Origin of the sequence: Bacteroides hominis (genome assembly GCF_033042785.2) — a bacterium.
GTDB lineage: Bacteria > Bacteroidota > Bacteroidia > Bacteroidales > Bacteroidaceae > Bacteroides > Bacteroides hominis.
Map to the genome: position 1 here is coordinate 4,509,790 of NZ_CP178829.1, position 18,787 is coordinate 4,528,576.

At 42.0% G+C, this 18,787-nt stretch carries 18 protein-coding genes; 7 read left to right on the plus strand and 11 right to left on the minus strand.

Going from position 1 to position 18,787, the window contains the following annotated elements:
• Positions 1–66: 66 nt before the first annotated feature.
• Positions 67–2,076 (minus strand): protein-disulfide reductase DsbD family protein, encoded by a 2,010-nt coding sequence (locus tag R3O62_RS19105; RefSeq protein ID WP_005807459.1) that lies wholly within the window; start codon positions 2,074–2,076, stop codon positions 67–69.
• A 98-nt stretch (positions 2,077–2,174) separates the two neighbouring features.
• Positions 2,175–2,474, minus strand: a complete 300-nt coding sequence (locus tag R3O62_RS19110) for a Dabb family protein (RefSeq protein ID WP_005780342.1) — start codon at positions 2,472–2,474, stop codon at positions 2,175–2,177.
• 101 nt (positions 2,475–2,575) lie between these two features.
• Between R3O62_RS19110 and udk the strand changes: the two genes are divergently transcribed.
• Together udk and R3O62_RS19120 are read left to right on the plus strand one after the other, a co-directional pair.
• Positions 2,576–3,184 (plus strand): uridine kinase, encoded by a 609-nt coding sequence (udk, locus tag R3O62_RS19115; RefSeq protein ID WP_005807461.1) that lies wholly within the window; start codon positions 2,576–2,578, stop codon positions 3,182–3,184.
• A gap of 2 nt (positions 3,185–3,186) precedes the next feature.
• Complete coding sequence (locus tag R3O62_RS19120) at positions 3,187–4,578, plus strand: transglycosylase SLT domain-containing protein (protein WP_186992794.1); 1,392 nt, start codon at positions 3,187–3,189, stop codon at positions 4,576–4,578.
• 53 nt (positions 4,579–4,631) lie between these two features.
• Here the strand turns inward: R3O62_RS19120 and R3O62_RS19125 are convergent, their stop codons facing one another.
• From R3O62_RS19125 to R3O62_RS19165, 9 genes are all read right to left on the minus strand, one after another.
• Positions 4,632–6,185 (minus strand): sodium:solute symporter family protein, encoded by a 1,554-nt coding sequence (locus R3O62_RS19125; RefSeq protein ID WP_032540757.1) that lies wholly within the window; start codon positions 6,183–6,185, stop codon positions 4,632–4,634.
• Positions 6,182–6,307, minus strand: a complete 126-nt coding sequence (locus tag R3O62_RS19130; protein WP_005780350.1) for a symporter small accessory protein — start codon at positions 6,305–6,307, stop codon at positions 6,182–6,184. The genes R3O62_RS19125 and R3O62_RS19130 overlap by 4 nt, the downstream gene beginning before the upstream one ends.
• A 154-nt stretch (positions 6,308–6,461) precedes the next feature.
• Positions 6,462–7,067, minus strand: a complete 606-nt coding sequence (locus R3O62_RS19135) for a nitroreductase family protein (protein WP_005807467.1) — start codon at positions 7,065–7,067, stop codon at positions 6,462–6,464.
• Between the two features lie 13 nt (positions 7,068–7,080).
• On the minus strand, positions 7,081–9,831 hold the full coding sequence (metH, locus tag R3O62_RS19140; RefSeq protein ID WP_005807469.1) for a methionine synthase: 2,751 nt from the start codon (positions 9,829–9,831) through the stop codon (positions 7,081–7,083).
• Positions 9,832–9,850: 19 nt separating this feature from the next.
• A complete protein-coding gene (gene smpB, locus R3O62_RS19145; protein ID WP_005780358.1) occupies positions 9,851–10,303 on the minus strand; it encodes an SsrA-binding protein in 453 nt (150 codons plus the stop codon).
• Between the two features lie 9 nt (positions 10,304–10,312).
• The gene (locus R3O62_RS19150; RefSeq protein WP_005780359.1) at positions 10,313–10,855 is read right to left on the minus strand and encodes a Yip1 family protein; all 543 of its coding nucleotides are present in this window, start codon (positions 10,853–10,855) and stop codon (positions 10,313–10,315) included.
• Positions 10,856–10,886: 31 nt separating this feature from the next.
• Complete coding sequence (locus R3O62_RS19155) at positions 10,887–11,690, minus strand: hypothetical protein (protein ID WP_250714395.1); 804 nt, start codon at positions 11,688–11,690, stop codon at positions 10,887–10,889.
• A gap of 82 nt (positions 11,691–11,772) precedes the next feature.
• Positions 11,773–12,273, minus strand: coding sequence for a DMP19 family protein (locus R3O62_RS19160; RefSeq protein ID WP_005780361.1), 501 nt, complete (start codon positions 12,271–12,273; stop codon positions 11,773–11,775).
• 249 nt (positions 12,274–12,522) lie between these two features.
• A complete protein-coding gene (locus tag R3O62_RS19165) occupies positions 12,523–12,927 on the minus strand; it encodes an HsmA family protein (RefSeq protein ID WP_005780362.1) in 405 nt (134 codons plus the stop codon).
• Positions 12,928–13,167: 240 nt separating this feature from the next.
• Here R3O62_RS19165 and R3O62_RS19170 point away from each other — a divergent pair, with 240 nt between their 5' ends.
• The 5 genes from R3O62_RS19170 to R3O62_RS19190 all read left to right on the plus strand — a co-directional run bounded on the left by R3O62_RS19170 (position 13,168) and on the right by R3O62_RS19190 (position 18,785).
• Positions 13,168–13,869 carry an iron-sulfur cluster assembly scaffold protein gene (locus R3O62_RS19170; RefSeq protein WP_005780363.1) on the plus strand — a complete coding sequence of 234 codons (702 nt, stop codon included), beginning with the start codon at positions 13,168–13,170 and terminating at the stop codon, positions 13,867–13,869.
• A gap of 20 nt (positions 13,870–13,889) precedes the next feature.
• Positions 13,890–14,900: a GGGtGRT protein gene (locus tag R3O62_RS19175; RefSeq protein WP_005780364.1), complete on the plus strand. Its 1,011-nt coding sequence runs from the start codon at positions 13,890–13,892 to the stop codon at positions 14,898–14,900.
• Positions 14,901–15,226: 326 nt separating this feature from the next.
• On the plus strand, positions 15,227–16,252 hold the full coding sequence (locus R3O62_RS19180) for a beta-ketoacyl-ACP synthase III (RefSeq protein WP_032540756.1): 1,026 nt from the start codon (positions 15,227–15,229) through the stop codon (positions 16,250–16,252).
• A gap of 141 nt (positions 16,253–16,393) precedes the next feature.
• Positions 16,394–17,839 (plus strand): alpha-amylase, encoded by a 1,446-nt coding sequence (locus R3O62_RS19185; protein WP_220654158.1) that lies wholly within the window; start codon positions 16,394–16,396, stop codon positions 17,837–17,839.
• 1 nt (position 17,840) lies between these two features.
• The gene (locus R3O62_RS19190) at positions 17,841–18,785 is read left to right on the plus strand and encodes a YihY/virulence factor BrkB family protein (protein ID WP_269110011.1); all 945 of its coding nucleotides are present in this window, start codon (positions 17,841–17,843) and stop codon (positions 18,783–18,785) included.
• Positions 18,786–18,787: the final 2 nt, after the last annotated feature.

Consider the following 18,787-nt stretch of genomic DNA (forward strand, 5'->3'; position numbering starts at 1 on the left):
AACATAAGAAAGGCTGCCCCGCTTTATGCGAAGGCAGCCTTTCTTTTCATTCATTGAACACACTATTTATTTTTCTTTCCGGTAGTTCTCAAGTCCGGTCTGCAAGAAGTCTATATACTTGGATATATCTTCATCATAAGCATATGACTTGTTCAGCGGCTTACCTTCATTATCAATCAGAACATAAAAAGGCTGGGCATTGGCACCAAATTTCACACGCTGCAGATAACTCCATTTATCACCTACCGTACGCAGAGTACGTTCTGTTCCATTCTCTGTAATCTTCACCGGTTCGGTAAGTGGAGTCTTGTTATCAACATAAAGGGTAATCAATACATAATCATTATTGATAATGCTACTTACCTTCGGATCAGTCCATACGGCAAGCTCCATCTTACGACAGTTCACACAACCATATCCTGTAAAATCGAGCATCACCGGTTTGTTATGCTGGCGGGCATATTCCATACCCAAGTCATAATCGTCGAACTTAGCATGTACCTCATTGGTATAAAGATTAAAGTCCTGAGTCTTCATAGGTGGTGCAAACGCACTGACAGCCTTCAAAGGTGCTCCCCACAGGCCCGGAATCATATAAATGGCAAAAGCCAAAGAGATCAGTGCCATGAAAAAACGAGGAACGCTCACTTTCGTATCATCGTCATCGTGTGGAAACTTGATCTTGCCTAACAGATAAAAACCAAGCAAAGCAAAAATCACAATCCACAAAGCAAGGAAAGTTTCACGATCCAGAATTCTCCATCCATATGCCAAATCGGCAACAGACAGGAATTTTAGAGCAAAAGCCAATTCCAAAAAGCCCAATGTTACTTTAATCACATTCATCCAGCCTCCTGACTTAGGCATTGATTTCAGCCAAGACGGGAATAAGGCGAATAAAGTGAACGGCAGAGCCAGCGCAATGGCAAAACCGAGCATACCAATCGCAGGAGCAACTACGCTGCCGGTAGTAGAAACCTGTACTAACAGGAATCCGATAATAGGGCCTGTACAAGAGAAAGATACAAGCGATAATGTAAATGCCATCAAGAAAATACTCAGTAATCCGCTGGTAGCTTCTGCTTTACTATCTACAGCCGTACTCCATTTTGCAGGAAGTGTCAGTTCGAAAGCTCCAAAGAAAGAGGCGGCAAATACGATCAACATCAGACAGAACAGAATATTGAAGACCGCATTGGTAGAAAGAGCATTCAACGCACTGGCACCGAATATCAAAGTAATGGCAAGTCCCAATGCCACATAGATCACAACGATAGATGCACCATAAGTCCATGCATCACGGATACCTTTCTTTTTATCTTTGCTCCTTTTTAAAAAGAAGCTTACCGTCATCGGTATAATAGGCCATACACAAGGAGTAAACAAGGCCAGCAAACCTCCCAGGAATCCTGTAATAAAGATATAGATCCAAGACATATCTTCCTGAGAATTTGCTTCTCCGAACTTCTTCAAATCATTAATAACCGGCTTCCATAAATCAATGCTGCCTACAGCAGAAGTTACAGCAGTAGCTACCGGTTCTATAATACTATCAGAAACTGATGCAACAGGCTCTTCAACCGGTGCTGCAGGGGTCTCTTTTACCGAAGCTGCAGAGGTCGCAACCGCCTTACCCGAAAGTTTGAAAGGGACTTGTGTAGGAGGCAGGCAATTCTCATCGTTACAAGCTCCGTACTCCAGATAACCTTCAATCGAATAATCACTGCCAGTAAACTTTATCTTTTGTACGAACTGGGCCGTCTTTTCAAAATAACGCACTTTCATTTCGAACAGTTTGTCAAAGCTCGAAACTTCTTTTCCCCTCGGGGCCAATTTACCAACCACTTCGGCACCTGATATCTTCTCTACATTAAAAGTTGCAGAGATAGGGCCGCCATCACCCAGATCGGTAGAATATACGTGCCAACCGGCATCAATCGTACCAGTAAAAACGATTTCCGCTTCAGCTCCCGACAGGGTTTTCAGCTCTGTTTTAAACTTTACAGGCTCTTGTATCTGCGCCTGTGCCGTAAACACAACCAGCAGTAAAAGCAGAAAAGAGGATAATTTTTTCATTCTTTAAATTGTTTATGATGTTTCTAAAAATATAACAGCTATCCAAATTTCCGGGTTTGAGTTTTCGGCAAATCTTAAATAGCTATCATTTTTTATAACTAAAATTCATAATCTACACACGCCCGGCTCTCTTTCGTTTCCGCCAGAATTTTACCGGCAGCCACATGTTCGGGATGGGTAGCGTAGAACTTTACATCATCCAGATTATCAAATTCACTATACAACGCAATATTCCAGGTTTCCCCCGGGTTCATATTCAGCCCGACCTCAATCTTACGGATCACAGAGATTTTAGCAGGCAATGCTTCGATAGCCTCTTTAAAACTATTCATCACAACGAGTTTCTTTTCTACAGAAACATCGTCTCTTAACTTAAATAATACAATGTGTTTTACCATTACGTTGTTATTTTAATTATTTGTTTTTATATTTGTCAGCCAAAGTTGTTTTTTACAGTTGCAAAATTACTCTATTTGTTTCAAATATACACTATAAAAGGATGTTAATAATAGGAATAGCAGGCGGAACAGGCTCAGGAAAGACCACCGTCGTACGGAAAATCATTGAGAGTCTGCCGGCTGGCGAAGTAGTATTACTGCCACAGGATTCATACTATAAAGACAGCAGTCATGTGCCGGTGGAGGAACGGCAGAACATCAATTTTGATCATCCGGATGCTTTTGAGTGGAGCCTTTTGTCTAAACATGTTTCCATGCTGAAAGAAGGCAAGTGCATTGAGCAGCCCACCTATTCCTATCTGACCTGTACCCGTCAGCCCGAAACAATACATATTAAGCCACGTGAAGTTGTCATTATCGAAGGTATCCTGGCCCTATGCGACAAAAAACTGCGTAATATGATGGACCTGAAAATATTCGTCGATGCCGATCCGGATGAACGGCTGATACGCGTCATCCAACGTGATGTAGTGGAACGGGGCCGTACGGCAGAAGCTGTAATGGAGCGATACACACGCGTCCTGAAACCCATGCATTTGCAGTTCATCGAACCTTGTAAGCGTTATGCCGACCTGATTGTCCCTGAAGGGGGAAGCAATCAAGTAGCTATCGATATATTGACCATGTACATCAAAAAACACATCGGTTAGTCATGAAACGGCACCTCGTAGTTTACTCTCTCTTTTTCCTGCTCTTCTGTATACTGTCCTGCCGTAATAAGCAGGTAATCGTTACAGAAGATACCTCGGCACACGATCTGGAGCAAATCAAAGATAGTGGCGAACTCGTCGTTCTCACTCTTTACAGTTCAACATCTTATTTCATTTACCGTGGGCAAGACATGGGTTTCCAGTATGAGCTCAGTGAACAATTCGCTAAAAATTTAGGCGTAAAATTACGCATAGAGGTTGCCAAGAATGTACCGGAATTAATCCGGAAATTGCTGAATGGTGAAGGAGATCTTATCGCATATAATATTCCAATTACCAAAGAATTAAAAGACAGTCTGATTTATTGCGGTGAAGAAGTGATCACTCACCAGGTGATTGTTCAGCGAAACACCGGAAAAATAAAACCACTGAAGGATGTAACCGAATTGATCGGCAAAGATATATACGTGAAACCTGGCAAATATTACGAGCGGTTGGTCAATCTGAATAAAGAGCTTGGCGGGGGTATTCATATTCATAAAGTAACTAATGACAGCATTACCGCTGAAGATCTGATAACTCAGGTTGCACAAGGTAAAATCCCCTATACAGTTGCGGATAATGATGTAGCCAAACTGAATGCTACTTATTATCCCAATCTGAATACCGGCCTTTCTATCAGTTTTGACCAACGGGCTGCATGGGCAGTGCGTAAAGATTGCCCGCAACTGGCAGAAGCAGCAAACAAATGGCATAAAGAAAATATGACCTCACCTGCGTATACAGCCAGTATGAAAAGATATTTCGAAATCAGCAAAGCAATGCCCCACTCTCCCATCTTGTCCCTAAAAGAAGGCAAAATCTCTCACTACGATAACTTATTCAAAAAATACGCCAAAGAGATTGGCTGGGACTGGCGCCTGCTGGCATCTTTAGCTTATACAGAATCCAATTTCGATACTACTGCCGTATCATGGGCGGGAGCAAAGGGATTGATGCAATTAATGCCTGCTACCGCACGTGCAATGGGAGTCCCACCGGGAAAAGAACAAAATCCGGAAGAAAGTATCAAAGCTGCCGTAAAATATATTGCAGCCACAGACCGTAGTCTGAGTATAGTTCCGGATAAACAGGAGCGGATTAAATTTATCCTCGCTTCATATAATGCCGGATTGGGACATATTTTTGACGCTATTGCACTGGCAGATAAATATGGCAAAAATAAAACGGTATGGACCGATAATGTAGAAAATTACATCCTACTGAAAAGCAATGAAGAGTACTTCACCGATCCGGTGTGTAAAAACGGATATTTTCGTGGAATAGAAACATATAATTTTGTGAGAGATATCAATTCGAGGTACGAATCGTACAAGAAAAAAATAAAAAGCTGAAATGCTTCTAAAGTCTGCAATCAAAAAAATTGCAGACTCTTGACAACGCATTTTTATTTTTTTCCTTTTCCTGTCAGCAAACTTATAATGATAACAGCTACCACTGACAATGGTAATGCAAACAATATAGGATCTATCATCGGAAAAGGATAGGTTTCAATCAACACATCCTTACCGAAAATCCATCTGCATACCCCCATAGCTGCCGCTTCTTTCTGATGAAGAAAGGCTAAAGCAAATAAGCTTCCTATAGTTCCTATCCAAAGGCTTGCCATCACTCCCTGCCGGGTAGCGCGTTTCCAATATAAGGCACAAAAATATGCGGGAAGGAAAGCTGCTGCACAGATACCCATAAAAATAGAAGTTCCACGGGCAATAATATCATTGGGCAACATATAACAAATGATATAACTCACTAATATTGAAAACAGCACTCCCAGACGAATTACATTAGTCAGTTTGCCACGTGAACGAGGCTTGTAAGTACCATAAATATCAGAACCGACCGAGGCACCCATCGTATGGAACTGTGAACTCAGTGTAGACATACTGGCAGAAAGAATGCAAAGCATGAAAAGTGCGGCAAACCAGTCCGGCATTGCTTTATTTATAAAGTATGGAATAATTTTATCCATATCTTTGACTGCTTCTGTAGCCACTACACCTTCGGTTTTAAGAAAGAAAAGATTACTTAGTGCCCCTGCATGATAAATAGCACCTACGGTGATAATCAGGAAAAAACATCCGATAAGGACTCCCCGGTTCAGTTGTTTACTACTCTCTACAGTCATAAAACGAACCACCAGTTGAGGTTGAGCAAGACAACCGATCCCAACTCCCAGAATCAAAGAAGTGACCAATGTATACCATTGAGGTGAACCGGTAACAGGCATGGCAGTCCATCCCTGATGTCCTAACGCTTTGAATTTCTCCGGAACCAAAGGAGCAATATCTGTCAGCGCCTGATTAGCTTCCGTAAAGCCCATATCCAGTACCCGATACAATGAAAAAAGCAAGAACAGCATACAGCCAAACATAATAACCGCCTGCAAAGCATCCGTATACATCACCCCCTTCATTCCTCCAGCTATCACATAGGCCGCTATCACCAGGGTGAATATCAAAAGCGAGACATTAAAATCAATCTGAAAAATCTGTTCGATAAAAACTGCTCCTCCCTTCATTACCACTGCCGCATACAAAGGCATTCCAAGAAAAATAACTGCGGCCACAAACACCTGTATCCCCCGTGAACGATAATGCCTGCCCAACAATTGTGGAAATGTACTGACATTCAGTCTGGCTCCCATCCTGCGTGTCCGGAGGCCGAAAAAGATAAACGCAATCACCACCCCGATAAACATATTCAGAAAACAAAGCCACTGAATACCCATACCGAAGGCAGCAGCCACCCCACCAAAACCGACAATGGCAGAAGCAGATATGAAAGTAGCACCATAAGAAAGTGCCATGACAAATGGATTCATCTGTCGCCCCCCTACCAGATAATCACTGGCGGAAGTTGTCTTTTTATAACCTAAAAAACCAAGATAAGCCAATGATAGCAGGTAAGCTATCACAATCAGTCCAAGTGTAAATGTATTCATCGTGTTTTATCTTTTTCGTCGTCTTTATTCCAATATTTAAGACCAAACCAGGCAGCAAAAAGCACACATACTACCGAAAGCAGATATGGCAAAATGATAAGAGAGTCGCTTATTCCAAACATTCTTGTATTAGATTTCGATTAATATTGGTGCAAATGTAAGGAATTTATTGAAATGGAAAAACAAAAGGCAGAATTTATAAAAAAAGAAAAGGAACAAAAATAAAAAAGCCGCCTCTTTTTATCAGGGCAGCTTTCAGAAAAATCAATTTACGGTTTAATATTTCTCGTAATGAACCTTCTTCTCATCGTATTTCTGCTTAGGTTCCTGCAGAGCAGCCGGATACCCGAAAGGAATCACACATAAGGGCACTATGTTTCCCGGAAGCTCCGTATACTTGCGGACAACCCGGATGCGGTCTTCATAAGGATAAGCAGCTGTCCATACTGCACCCAATCCCTGAGCCTCAGCAGCTAACAGAATATTCTGCGCAGCAGCCGAACAATCCAGATACCAATAAGAAGAACGGGCCACATCACCACATACAACAATGGCATAACGAGCCTGAGTCAACATCTTTGCATAAGGCAATGCAGAAGCCATAGAATCGAGAGCAACCCGATCAGTGACCAGCACAAACTCCCAGGGACGAAGGTCTTTTCCTGACGGAGCAGCCATACCGGCACGTAACATCAAGTCTATTTTCTCTTTCTCTACTTCCTTATCCAGATAAGCACGTACACTCTTACGCGCAAAAATATTATCCAAGGCAGCATTGGATGCTGACGGGACTTCTTTTGGGGAAGAAGATGAACAAGCAGTGAATGAAATCATCCAAAGCAATCCAATCGCCCATGCATAAATCACTTTCTTTGTTCCCATAGATTCTTTTTTATCAAAATAGTTTCAACCTTTTTTCTTGAGCTTCTTTCAATGAAACAGTTTCCCGCTTCATCAGACCACTCTTATCACGGAGTACCTGATATTCACCAGACAGCTCCTGCGCCAGTTCTTCTTTCAATTTCGGACTCATCAACCGGGCAGCGACACCGGCATTCTGTGAAGCATCTTTCAGATGAACCACTGGTGCATGATATACCGGAGCAATTTTCAGTGCAGTATGTAGTTTGGATGTGGTTGCTCCACCTATTAATAATGGAATATCCAGTCCGGCTTTCTCCAACTCCATAGCCACATGCACCATCTCCTCCAACGAAGGAGTAATCAATCCACTAAGGCCTATCATATCTACCTTTTCCTCTATGGCTTTTTGAACAATCGATTCAGCCGGCACCATCACTCCCAGGTCAATGATATCATAGCCGTTACAAGCCATCACAACCGAAACAATATTTTTACCGATATCATGCACATCTCCCTTCACTGTAGCCAACAGAACCTTTCCGGCAGAAGAGGTTCCTTCCACCTTTTCCGACTCTATGACCGGTTGTAAGATTGCAACGGCTTTCTTCATCGTACGGGCTGTTTTTACCACTTGCGGAAGGAACATTTTACCTTCACCGAACAACTCGCCTACATGATTCATTCCATCCATCAACGGTCCCTCAATCACATCTACCGCCTTATCGTATTGTGGCAAGGCTTCTGCAAGATCTTCTTCCAGAAAATCTCCGATCCCCTTTACCAAAGCATATTGCAACCGTTCTTCTACCGTCCCGTCCCGCCAGGCATCATGCTTCACCGGTTGTCCTGCCGCAGCATTACCTGCCGAAGCCTCCTTCAATTTATCAGCCAGTTCAATCAATCGTTCGGCAGCATCAGGACGCCGGTTCAATACCACATCCTCTATTCTCTCAAGCACATCCGCCGGAATATCCGTATACAGCACAGAAGTACCAGGGTTTACAATCCCCATATCCATACCTTTCTGAATGGCATGGTAAAGGAATACGGCATGCATAGCTTCACGAATATAATTATTTCCACGGAATGAGAACGATAAGTTACTTACTCCTCCGCTGATATGTGCTCCGGGAAGATTCTTTTTAATCCAGGCAGTTGCTTCTATAAAGTCTACCGCATAATTATTATGTTCCTCAATACCTGTTGCTACAGCCAGCACGTTCGGATCGAAAATGATATCGTGCGGGTTAAACCCAATCTTATCTACAAGTAAACGATAAGCACGTTCACAAACTTCTATTTTACGGGCAGCCGTATCAGCCTGTCCTTTTTCGTCAAAGGCCATCACTACTACAGCCGCGCCATACTGACGAACTATTTGAGCATGTTCAAGGAATTTTTCCTCTCCTTCTTTCAACGAAATGGAATTCACAATTGATTTTCCCTGGAGACACTTCAAGCCGGCCTCGATAACCTCCCATTTTGAAGAATCGATCATCACAGGGACACGAGCTATTTCAGGTTCCGAAGCCACCAGATTCAGGAAAGTTGTCATCTCTTCTTTCGCATCCAACAGTCCGTCATCCATATTGACATCGATAATCAGCGCCCCGTCTTCCACCTGCTGCCGGGCTATAGACAATGCTTCATCGTATTTCTTTTCATTTATAAGACGGAGGAACTTACGGGAACCCGCTACATTGCAACGTTCACCAACGTTGACAAAGTTAATTTCAGGCTTTACTTCCAGCAGTTCCAATCCCGAAAGCCACATACAATCCGGCCTACGAGCCGGAACATGCGGTTTGGCACCGGCAATCAACGCGGGATATTCGGCAATATAAGCATCGGTAGTACCACAGCATCCGCCAATGATATTAATCAAACCTTCATGGATATATTCTTTTACTTCATGTGCCATATCCGCCGGGGTCTGGTCATATTTTCCCAGACTGTTAGGCAAACCTGCATTCGGATATGCACTGATATAGTAAGGAGCACGTGCGGCCAGTTGCTCCAAAAACGGCTTCAATTGCTTTGCACCAAATGAACAGTTCAGACCGACAGAAAAAATATCGGCATGTTGTACCGAAGCCAGAAAAGCTTCCAGTGTCTGGCCGGAAAGAGTACGCCCCCCTGTATCAGAAACCGTCACCGACAACATAACCGGTACTTTAAGCCCGGTTGCCTGCATAGCACGCTCCGCTGCCAGAATAGCAGCTTTTGCATTCAGCGTATCAAAAATAGTTTCTATCAACAAAGCATCTACCCCACTTTCAAGCATCGCTTCCATTTGCTGTTGATAAGCATCGGCCATTTCATCATAAGTCACAGCACGATAGGCCGGATTATTCACATCCGGAGACATGGAACATGTTTTATTGGTAGGACCAACCGAACCGGCCACAAAACGAGGTTTATCGGGATTGAGTGCCGTATATTCATCGGCTACTTCTCGTGCCAGCTTCACGGCCGTCTGATTGATTTCACGCACATACTCCTGTACATGATAATCGGCCATAGAAATTGTGGTGGAACTAAATGTATTCGTCTCAATGATATCGGCACCGGCTTCCAGATATTTACGATGTATATCCTGAACCACGTCAGGGCGCGTGAGACAAAGTAAATCATTATTCCCTTTCAGTTGACCGGGAATATGCGCAAAGCGCTCACTGCGGAAATCCTCTTCTCTAAGATTATATTGCTGAATCATAGTACCCATAGCGCCATCCAATATAAGGATACGTTCGGGTACCAGCTGTTGAATAGTTCTTTTCATTGCTAAAGGTACAAACCTATCATCGTTTAAACATTCTGTCCATATCGCGGCGGTCGTCTTTTTCTTTCAAAGCCTCCCGCTTGTCATATTGCTTTTTACCTTTTGCCAAAGCCACAACTACTTTGGCCAGACCTCTTTCATTAATAAACAAACGAACCGGGACAATGGTAAATCCGGCGTCTTTCGTCCCTCGTTCCAACTTATTCAGCTCCTTTTTGCTCAGTAACAATTTACGGTCACGTCGGGCCGCATGGTTATTATACGAACCATAAAAATATTCGGCAATGTGCATGTTCTTCACCCACAATTCACCTTTCGCAAAATAACAAAACGTATCTACAAGACTTGCTTTTCCCAAACGGATGGACTTAATCTCCGTTCCTGTCAGCACAATACCTGCTGTATAAGTATCGATCAACTCATAGTCGAAAGTAGCACGTTTATTCTTTATATTTATAGGAGCCAGTTTCATTTTATTTTCTTAATTTAATATAGCTGTTAGCTTGTTGAACACAACTTGTATTACCGCCGGACATAGTATTAACAAAATCGACGAGAAAATGGTGTAACGCAACCGATTCTTTTCTTCCACCAGCATCACGACTCTTGCTCCTTCCCATACCACATAAACGATATAAAACTGGAGCAACCAACCGATAATACTGAAATCCGGAAGCAATCCGGTCACTATATGCAACAAAAAGGTGACAACTAATGCATAGCCTGCAAACTGCTGTGCCAAAGGGATATCATTGGACATGCCAAACATTTTTATCCCCATCTGATTGATGGCATAAGCTGCCAGAAAATAGCCTCCGAACAAAGCTACCGCCACTGCACAACACTGCGTCATGGCCAATTGGAAACTTTGCGGTCCTCCCCATCCATTGGTCCACAAAGCACCAATGAATACGGATAAACCGCATAAACCAATCATAGGATAGACAAAAACAGTAAGAACTGCCCGTCTATCCTCTAAACGAATTTCCTCCCAGGCCTTGGCCGGAGAGGAAATCAATGACATTGCTATTTGAAATAATGCTTTGTAATTCAAATTATTTAGCGGTTTTATATTCTATTTCATACGCCTTCCCTGTAGTAGAAGAATCTTCTATTTTATTGTTGTATTCATTCTGCTGTGCCACCACAATAATTTTGGCTGGTTTATCTTGTCCACTCTTCTGCTTATATTCTCTCAAAAATTCAGTGATATCATAAGCTTTAAAGCTGGAAGTACGTGTCGCACGTTCTACTATAGCAGTAGTTTCATCATTAACAGCATAACGCAAATGGAGTTTCAGTTCTGTAGCACCTGAAGTAATATCATCTGTATAGCAAACCAGAGTAAAAGAATGTTTAGCGAGTTCATTCTTAACATCTTCCGGAGTAGTTACATTTTTCACACGGTAAAGTACCGGCAATACAATTGTATTTTCACTAAACTGGAATGGGGCTACCGTTGAATATCCTGATGCAAAACTCAATGAACCAATTGGTGCATTAGTAGTCACATCTCCCGAACCACCGACAGCCGTAGTAGTAACTGCAGGAGCATCGATTCCAGTCGCATCTGCTAAAAGCGTAACCTTAATCTGTTTAGGATTTGTCGAGAGGTCCTGACCTTCATCAACCTGACAATAAATATAGGCCATTCTTGCACTCAAAGTAACAGGAACTGTGTTAGTGGGGATAAGTTCCGTACCGGCGGCATCTGTAAACGTAACATAACCCATTCTATCATTAACTTTCACCACACCAGCCCACTGCTGAGGACCGTTTTCTCCGGAATCCATACATGAAGTAAACATAGTACCCATCAACAGGGTTAAGGCCAACACCATTAATTTCAATTGTTTCATAAATCTATTTTTTAGAGTTTGCAAAGATATAAATTCTAATTCACAATAAGTAAATGCAGAGACTTAAAAAATACTGCATCCATCACTTAACTATTTTTGCAAACAACTCCAAATGATCGTCTACATAGCTTGCTACCAGTGCTGTAACCTCCTCCTCAATATCCAGATATTCTTCTTCAAGATCATCAAAGGCCTCATATTGCTCGTACATCGCCATAAATTCATCCTCCGTACGCTCTTTCTCCAGATCCTGGCGATGGGCATCGTATATCTTCTTAGCTTTATAAACCAACTTCGAGAAATCCTCGGCTCCCCACAAACGCATCACTTTCGCAAAAGGATTATCAAAGATATAACCTCCATACCCATTCTGAATCAATTGACAAAAACCACCAAACATGACTTCATCCCGAAAAATCTGATAGGCCAACAAAGAGTGCTGCTCTCCTGTCAATAGTGGCATTGTTTCGGCAGTAAGCTCCCCGCCAATCACTTCTTTATACTTATCTGTAAACACCTGGATAAATTCATCCATTCCCTCGCCCGCAGCTTTTTGCAAGGAGGCATCCGTAACTTCTATCATTTCCACTATATATAATAAGGTAAATTCTACATTTATAAATATCAGGAAACAAAAATACGGAAATATATGGTTCAGAAAGGCTTTTTGAAGAGTTTTTTAGAAACTGTCCTATTTTTAAAGCCCATAATTAAAAATTCCCCAATCGCTTTGGGATATATCCCTTGAGGTCTTCAATGGTTCTCTTACGGGATAATTCTTCATCTTAGCGGCTGAGATGAAGCTTTATTACTTTCTCAAATAAGGTTATTTTCAATGATGCAACGACATACCAAGATATACGCCTATACAGTAGGGTATCAACCAAATGCACCACACAACAATACTGAAACGATTGAAATGTTCTTTAGCCTTTTCACTCCCTTTTACATACGTCCAGATAGCCCACATAGCGTGAACAAACATCAACAAGATAGCGATAATGCCGGTCACAGTATGTATTTCATCATGCAGGTGTGTGAGTCGCGCAATATTCTCCATTAAAGCTGTTCCCACAGAATCGGCCAATAGCCCCAATAAGAAAAAGACCAGATGCCAAAATTTCAGTTTCTTCTGCAACCGCTCTCCCCACACTCCTATTGTGTAAAACACCAATGCAGAAGTTATCACACAAATGGCTGCTATTAAATAATGTATATCTACTTCATTCAAATTCATAACCGATCAATTTTTCTCAAAAGAAACAAAGAATCAGAGTAATAGTTCAACAAAATAAAGATTATCTAAAATGTCATCTCCACATTACAATCTAACGAAACTGAAATTTCTATTTTTCCCTTTTCATAAAAAAGTAATAAAACCCGATTTGCAAAAACAAATAAAACGACTACCTTTGTGAGCGATTTGAGAATCGTGACTACGTATTTTTAATTATATCACTTAAAAAAAGAGCTAATTATGACTTATTCACACGAAGTGGAACACATGTGTGTTGTAAAGAAGGGTCCTAACCATGGACCGGCTCCCATACCCGAAGAAGGAAAATGGGTAAAATCAAAAGAAATTGTTGATATTTCAGGTCTGACACACGGTGTGGGTTGGTGTGCTCCTCAGCAGGGTGCATGTAAGCTGACTCTGAACGTAAAAGAAGGTATCATCCAGGAAGCTCTGGTTGAAACTATCGGCTGTTCAGGTATGACTCACTCAGCTGCTATGGCTGCTGAAATCCTCCCGGGAAAAACTATCCTCGAAGCATTGAACACAGACTTAGTTTGTGATGCCATCAACACTGCTATGCGCGAACTCTTCCTGCAGATCGTTTACGGACGTACTCAGTCAGCTTTCTCAGAAGGTGGTCTGATCATCGGTGCAGGTCTGGAAGACTTGGGTAAAGGTCTGCGTAGCCAGGTAGGTACATTGTACGGTACTTTGGCTAAAGGTCCTCGTTACCTTGAAATGGCTGAAGGTTACATCAAGACAATTGCTCTTGACAAAAACGATGAAATCTGCGGATACGAATTCGTCCACATGGGTAAATTCATGGACGAAATCAAGAAGGGTACTGATGCGAATGAAGCATTGAAGAAAGTTACCGGTACTTACGGACGCTTCACTGCAGAACAGGGAGCTGTTAAACACATTGATCCACGTCACGAATAATATAAGGAGGAAAAGAAATTATGATTAGAGAAGTAAAATTTGAAAGTCAGGACCGCCGTATCAAAGGCATCATCGAAGCCTTGAACGCTAACGGTATCAAAGACATCGAAGAAGCTAACGCTATCTGCGAAGCTGCTGGAGTTGATCCTTATAAAACGTGTGAAGAAACTCAACCGATCTGTTTTGAAAATGCTAAGTGGGCTTACGTAGTAGGTGCTGCTATCGCTATCAAGAAAGGTTGCAAAAATGCAGCTGACGCTGCCGAAGCTATCGGCATCGGTCTGCAGGCATTCTGTATCCCGGGTTCTGTAGCCGACGACCGTAAGGTTGGTATCGGTCATGGTAACCTGGCTGCTATGTTGTTGCGTGAAGAAACTAAATGTTTCGCTTTCCTGGCAGGTCACGAATCTTTCGCTGCTGCCGAAGGTGCTATCAAAATCGCTGCAAAAGCAGACAAAGTACGTAAAGAACCTCTGCGTTGTATCTTGAACGGTCTTGGAAAAGACGCTGCTCAGATCATCTCTCGTATCAACGGCTTTACTTATGTTCAGACACAGTTTGACTATTTCACAGGCGAACTGAAAGTAGTACGTGAAATTGCTTACTCTGACGGTCCTCGTGCAAAAGTAAAATGCTATGGTGCAGATGATGTACGTGAAGGTGTAGCCATCATGTGGAAAGAAGGCGTGGACGTATCTATCACAGGTAACTCTACTAACCCGACTCGTTTCCAGCACCCGGTTGCAGGTACTTACAAGAAAGAACGTGTATTGGCCGGTAAGCCATACTTCTCAGTAGCTTCAGGTGGTGGTACAGGTCGTACTCTTCATCCGGACAACATGGCTGCTGGTCCTGCTTCTTATGGTATGACAGACACAATGGGTCGTATGCACTCAGACGCTCAGTTCGCCGGTTCATCCTCAGTTCCTGCTCACGTAGAAATGATGGGATTCTTAGGAATTGGTAACAACCCGATGGTAGGTTGTACAGTAGCTTGTGCAGTTGACGTAGCTCAGGCTTTGGCAAAGTAATTTAAGCCATTCTATATTGACAAACTCCTGCAGTCATATGATTGCAGGAGTTTTTTATTGTATAAATCAGAATAGATTATTTCTTCCTTTTTAAACAAAAACCACCTCTCCTTTTCTCTATCATTTCCCTAATTCTATTTTCAGTATTATAACTTATCCTAATCTCACTACGAAAATCAATGCATTTAGATTACAAAATATAGAATAAGTCTTTCTTTTCTGTATATTTGCGCCCGGTATTTTAGATGCAATTCCGAAAAGTCGTAAGTTTTCGGAGTCATTTTATACTTCCCCCACTTAAGAACTTACTTATTTAGACAAAGTTAATGAAACAAATCAATGCAGTAATTACAGGAGTTGGAGGATATGTACCCGATTACATCCTGACTAATGATGAGATATCCAGAATTGTAGATACCACCGATGAATGGATCATGGGGCGTATTGGCATCAAGGAAAGACGTATTCTGAATGAAGAAGGTCTTGGCACTTCATACATGGCACGTAAGGCTGTGAAGCAATTGATGCAACGTACAAAAAGCCATCCGGATGACATCGATCTGGTAATTGTCGCTACAACCACTCCCGATTATCGGCTTCCTTCAACAGCTTCCATTCTGTGTGAAAGAGTGGGATTGAAAAATGCATTCGCCTTTGATATGCAGGCAGTATGCAGTGGTTTCTTATATGCTCTGGAGACCGGAGCCAACTTTATCCGTTCGGGAAGATACAAAAAGGTCATCATAGTTGGTGCCGATAAGATGTCATCGGTGATAGATTACACCGATCGCGCCACTTGTCCTATTTTTGGTGATGGTGCAGCAGCTTTCTTACTGGAACCTACTACGGATCATTTAGGCATTATAGATTCTGTTTTAAGAACAGACGGCAAAGGACTCCCTTTTTTACATATGAAAGCCGGCGGCTCCGTATGTTCTCCTTCTTATTTTACGATAGACAATCACATGCACTATCTTTATCAGGAAGGCCGTACAGTATTCAAATATGCTGTAGCCAATATGTCAGATGCTTGTGAATCGATTATCGAAAGAAATCAGCTAACGAAAGACCAAATCGACTGGGTTATTCCCCACCAAGCCAATCAACGCATTATCAATGCTGTCGCCCAACGCCTGGATATGCCATTAGAAAAAGTCATGATCAATATCGAACGCTATGGCAACACCAGTGCCGGCACACTTCCATTATGTATATGGGATTTCGAAGATAAGCTCAAAAAAGGTGATAATTTGATCTTTACCGCTTTCGGAGCCGGATTTGCCTGGGGAGCCGTCTACGTGAAATGGGGATATGACGGAAAGATAAATAACGCCACCAGCACACAAGCTTAGCCACAGAAAGTCATAATCACGCCACCGTCAACATCAGATAGCTTTTTAAAGCAAAATAGCCCAAAGTGCTTTTTTGCAAATACAAAGGAACCTTATGCCGCTTTTTTTTGTTATTTGCTGATAATTAAATGCATTAAGATGATGGAAAATGGCGTAATGATGCAGTATTTTGAATGGAATCTGCCAAACGATGGAAAGTTGTGGAAACAATTAAAAGAAGACGCATCACATCTACATAAAATCGGTGTGACAGCAGTTTGGATTCCGCCTGCTTATAAAGCCGACGAGCAACAAGATGAAGGTTATGCAACCTATGACTTGTATGATCTTGGCGAGTTCGAACAAAAAGGAACCGTAAGAACGAAGTATGGCACAAAAGATGAATTGAAAGAAGCGATCGACGAGTTACATAAAAACCATATTTCAGTATATCTGGATGTAGTACTCAACCATAAAGCCGGAGGTGATTTCACTGAAAAATTTATGGTTGTGGAAGTCGATCCCCATGACAGAACCCAAGGATTGGGAAAGCCGTTCGAGATACAAAGCTGGACCGGATATAGTTTCCATGGACGCAAGGATAAATATTCTGATTTCAAATGGCATTGGTATCACTTCTCCGGAACCGGTTTTGACGATGCCAAAAAGCGGAGCGGCATCTTCCAGATACAAGGAGAAGGCAAAGCATGGAGCGAGGGTGTAGATAGCGAAAATGGAAACTATGATTTCCTGCTATGTAACGATATCGATCTGGATCATCCGGAAGTAATTGCCGAACTGAATCGCTGGGGAAAATGGGTTTCCAAAGAACTGAACCTTGACGGAATGCGTTTGGATGCCATCAAGCACATGAAGGATAAGTTCATCGCACAATTTCTGGATGCGGTAAGGAGTGAAAGAGGAAACAACTTTTACGCTGTAGGTGAATACTGGAACGGAGATCTGAAAACACTCGATGCATACATAGAATCTGTGGGCCATAAAGTCAACTTATTTGATGTTCCGTTACATTACAATATGTTTCAGGCTTCACAGGAAGGCAAAAATTATGATTTGCAGAATATCTTGAAGGGCACATTGGTCGAACATCATTGCGATTTAGCAGTCACCTTTGTCGACAATCACGATTCACAATTGGGCAGTTCGTTAGAATCACAAATAGAGAACTGGTTCAAGCCACTGGCCTATGGTTTGATATTATTGATGAAAAACGGTTATCCCTGCCTGTTCTATGGAGACTATTATGGTGTAAAAGGCGAAAAGTCTCCCCATGCCCCGATCATTGATATTTTACTGAATGCAAGGCGAAAATATGCCTACGGTGATCAAATCGAATATTTCGACCATCCTTCTACCATTGGTTTCATCCGTACGGGAGATAAAGAACACACCGGCTCCGGTCTGGTCTTCTTAATGTCAAATGATGAAGCCGGTAGCAAAATGATGAATCCGGGTGAGGAACATGAAGGTGAAGTATGGCATGAAATCACCGGAAGCATTCCCGAAGAGGTCACTTTAGATGAGAAAGGAAACGGAAAATTCTCTGTTAATGCCCGTAATATTGCCGTTTGGATAAAGAAAAGTTAAAATGGAAATTCATTCGGAGAGAAAGAAAAAGCTTAGCTTACCCCTACTGTTCAAAATAATAAAAGATACAGTTTGGGGATTTATAGACGACAGCGTTATGAGGCTGAGCGCTTCATTGGCTTATGCGACATTGTTTTCAATTATCCCTTTTCTTTCTCTCCTGGTCACTGTCGGAGTCTTTTTCCATATGGATTTGGCCAACCAGCTTTATGTCCAGTTACAACCCATTGTAAGACCGGAAATTACCGAAGCACTTCGCTCCATTATAGAAAATGCAGAAAATACAGATTCTTCCAGATCTGCTGCCATTGTCAGCTTAGGCATTTCTATTTTCGGTGCTACCACTATTTTTGCAGAGATACAAAGTTCATTGAACACAATCTGGGGAATAAAAGCTGTTCCTAAAAAAAGCTGGCTCAAGTTTATCAAAAACAGAATACTCTCTTTTTCCATAATACTTGTATTTGCTTTCATCCTTCTGATTACATTTACCATCACCAGCATCATCGGAGAATTGAGTAAAAAGTTTATGGTTAATTATCCTGAAATAGCCGGGTCATTGGTTCAGGTAGTAGGAATCATTATAAATATAGGTGTAACGGCCATCATTTTCACATTGATTTTCAAAATATTGCCCGATGCCAAAATAAAAAGCAGAGATGTTTTTATTGGAGCGATTGTGACCACATTACTGCTACTGGTAGGTCAATGGGGAATCTCATTTTATATAGGGATTGCAAACGTAGGAACCGTTTACGGAGCAGCAGCATTCATGGTCGTTTTCGTTACGTGGATTTATTATTCTTCCATCATCATATATACAGGCGCAGAGTTCACCAAAGCATGGGCAAACGAAATGGGTGGTAAGATTTTCCCCGATGAATATGCGGTAGCCACCAAAACCATAGAAATACACGAAAACAAACCAATCGGATTGGATGATTGAGA